Here is a 2,799-nt window from a genome sequence, read left to right on the forward strand (position 1 = left end):
TTTATGAGTTTTGCAACACCATCTATATAGATAAAGTTCATCCATATATTTGTAGAAAGGAGGAATTCAAATGAAGAGAGATGATAATAAGATTGGTCACTTTACATCTGAAAAAGGAAAGGAAGACTTTCAAATTGCTTACGATGAATCAATGGCACTTCTTCCAAAACCTAACGATATGAAAGATATAAAAACGAAATATGGCACAATTCGTGCTTATTATTTTACTAAAGAGGAAAACAAACATAAGGAACCAATACTCTTACTCCCTGGACGTGGTGCATCTACTCCAATGTGGGTACCAAATTTAGGAGGTCTAAGAGAAAAAAGGCCTGTTTACACGATAGATTTACTAGGTGAACCTGGGATGAGTGTGCAAACGAAGGTGATTGAAAACCAAAAACAACAAGCAGAATGGTTAAATGAAGTAATTGAAGGATTAGGTTTAGAAAGAGTGCATATCGTGGGTGTCTCCATTGGAGGTTGGACAACAATGAACTTGGCCAGATATAATCCTGATCATATTGCTACGGCTAGTTTATTGGACCCAGTCTTTGTATTTGCGCAAATATCCATAAAGATGATTCTAGCATCTATTCCGGCTTCCGTTCCTATTGTGCCTAAGTTTATAAGAGAAAAGATGTTAAGCTATGTTTCTGGAGGAGCAGAAATAAGTGACGATGAACCTATCGCTAAGTTAATCGAGTCGGGTATGCGTAACTATAAACTGAAAACGCCGGCGCCTAATCTATTTAGTAAAGAAGACTTAAAAAATATCGATATTCCAGTGCTTGCACTTATGGCTGAAAAAAGTACAATGCACAATTCGGTAAAAGCAGTTGAAATTGGAAAAAAATACGTTAAAGATATTGATATAGTTAATTGGAAAAATGCATCTCATGCAATCAATGGTGAGTTCTCTAACGAAGTTAATGCTAGAATCCTTGATTTTGTAGAAAAACATTCTAATGATAACTAAGTTGAAAGTGGAAAATATGTTGTCATAACAACTTATAGCTATTTAGAAGATTTAGCTCATTTTTTATTTTGGTATATTTTAATTCTGCTATTTTCATGAATATGTATAATTACATAAAATTTCAGTGAAAAAGAGAGTATACTTTCGTATTGTGTAATAAAGATAAAGCCCGCCTACGGAAATAGGCGGGCTTTTTTTACTTATAAAGAAAAGACAATCTGTAAGATGTCTTCCTTCGATTTAAAACATTTTACTAGGTTAAGTTTTTGTGATAATAAATTCTTTTAACTGGAATGAACAGGAGTAGTACATCACTTTATTCTTAAGCATCATTCTCAACAAAAGTGAAGATTTTCATTATCTTTTTAACTACAAAGGGTAATAATTTAGAAGCTAAAAATGCAAGTACGAAAGCAATTCCCCATGTTTTCATCCATAATTTGAGAAATAAAGCTGTATATCCAACATTCATTGAAACCATGACGAAAGAGATAATACTAGATATACCTAAAATCATAAAGATATTAAAAATTATTGGTTCGAATTTTTTATTGATTTTCAAAATTAACACCTATTTTCTATATATGCTTTGCTGCCCGATTTCACCAACATCTAATCTTACAGTTTGAAATCTAGGTTGTCCAGTTTGTTTTACTTTACTGCAATAGCAATATTATCTGGAATAGGGTTTCACCATATTGCTATTAAACTAAAATTTTAAGATTGCAACTAAACGAAATTTATAGTATCGAAGTTCATTTTGGAGGGGGGAATGTAATACTACATCTTTAAAGTATTAGTTACACTTGAACTGCACATTGCGTATTTTTTATGAAGAAAAGACACTCATATAAAAGTGTCTTTTCCGATAGTTTTTTAGCAGAAGCAAGCAGCTCCAACGATGATTAATAAAATGAACAATACAACTAATAAAGCAAATCCTCCAGCGAAGCCACAGCCGCCACAACTACCACCAAAGCCCATAACAGTTCCTCCTTTTAATAGGAAGGGAAAACCAAGGGGTCACTCATGTGTTTTAACGGATTCCATTTACTTTATGCTTTTATGAATGAATGGAGCAGGTCCTTTTCAAAATAGATTTATGCCGCTATTTGCCGGGGAGTAAGACCTCGATTGGTGAGGGCTGATTTAAAGTTTCACTTTATTCTTTAAGAGCGAATAAATAAAAAACAAAATATCTAAAAATATAGATGGAAATCCGCTTTTATACCTTTCAATAAAAGAATACTAGCATTATATATTATAAGGAATACTTGTCCTTAATTGTAAATGAAAGGGGGGAATTGGTATGAGTTATGGCTATGGTCACCCTCCAAAAAAATGCTGTGAACATCATAATGAAACTTTATCAACGGGTATATTACGTAGACATTCCGCTACGTTATTTCTTACTGTGGATGCTATGAATGTTGATCCTGACGATACTCGTAGAGTAACTGTTGAAATGTTTGATTGGTCATCTGGTTCTCCGGTATTGTTACCATTAATAGACCCTTCAACGCAAACATTGCCACCTAATCGATATGTTACTTTCCGTTCAGCAGCTCTTCCTCCAAGACTTTTTGCTTATGAAGTAAGAATCATTCGTCCGAAAGATAGAGATGTTGTTACGAATGTTTTTGGTCTTAGTGCAATCGTATTTAACCCACAAGAAGGAAATAATGTTTTACAACATGATTTAGCAAAATTAGACCTTAAATAGCTTTTATAAAAGTCTATTTATTGGGCATGAGTAAAAAAAGAGTAGGATGTAATCCTACTCTTTTTTTACGCAGGCTGTGGAGAAAGTCTTCTCTACA

The 2,799-nt window shown here is 33.4% G+C and carries 4 protein-coding genes; 2 read left to right on the top strand and 2 right to left on the bottom strand.

The features are described 5' to 3' along the window. Positions 1–70 precede the first annotated feature (70 nt). Positions 71–979 (top strand): alpha/beta hydrolase, encoded by a 909-nt coding sequence (locus RT27_RS32135; protein ID WP_043939496.1) that lies wholly within the window; start codon positions 71–73, stop codon positions 977–979. A gap of 322 nt (positions 980–1,301) precedes the next feature. Here RT27_RS32135 and RT27_RS32140 read toward each other — a convergent pair whose 3' ends face one another. Next, on the bottom strand, positions 1,302–1,541 hold the full coding sequence (locus RT27_RS32140) for a DUF2798 domain-containing protein (RefSeq protein ID WP_029443021.1): 240 nt from the start codon (positions 1,539–1,541) through the stop codon (positions 1,302–1,304). A gap of 314 nt (positions 1,542–1,855) precedes the next feature. After that, positions 1,856–1,963 carry a YjcZ family sporulation protein gene (locus RT27_RS34730; RefSeq protein ID WP_000505670.1) on the bottom strand — a complete coding sequence of 36 codons (108 nt, stop codon included), beginning with the start codon at positions 1,961–1,963 and terminating at the stop codon, positions 1,856–1,858. Between the two features lie 325 nt (positions 1,964–2,288). On the opposite strand from RT27_RS34730, the gene RT27_RS32145 reads away from it, so the two are divergent. Further along, positions 2,289–2,702 carry a hypothetical protein gene (locus RT27_RS32145; RefSeq protein WP_016082627.1) on the top strand — a complete coding sequence of 138 codons (414 nt, stop codon included), beginning with the start codon at positions 2,289–2,291 and terminating at the stop codon, positions 2,700–2,702. Positions 2,703–2,799: the final 97 nt, after the last annotated feature.

It is taken from the genome of Bacillus sp. L_1B0_5 (genome assembly GCF_000836715.1).
GTDB lineage: Bacteria > Bacillota > Bacilli > Bacillales > Bacillaceae_G > Bacillus_A > Bacillus_A thuringiensis_S.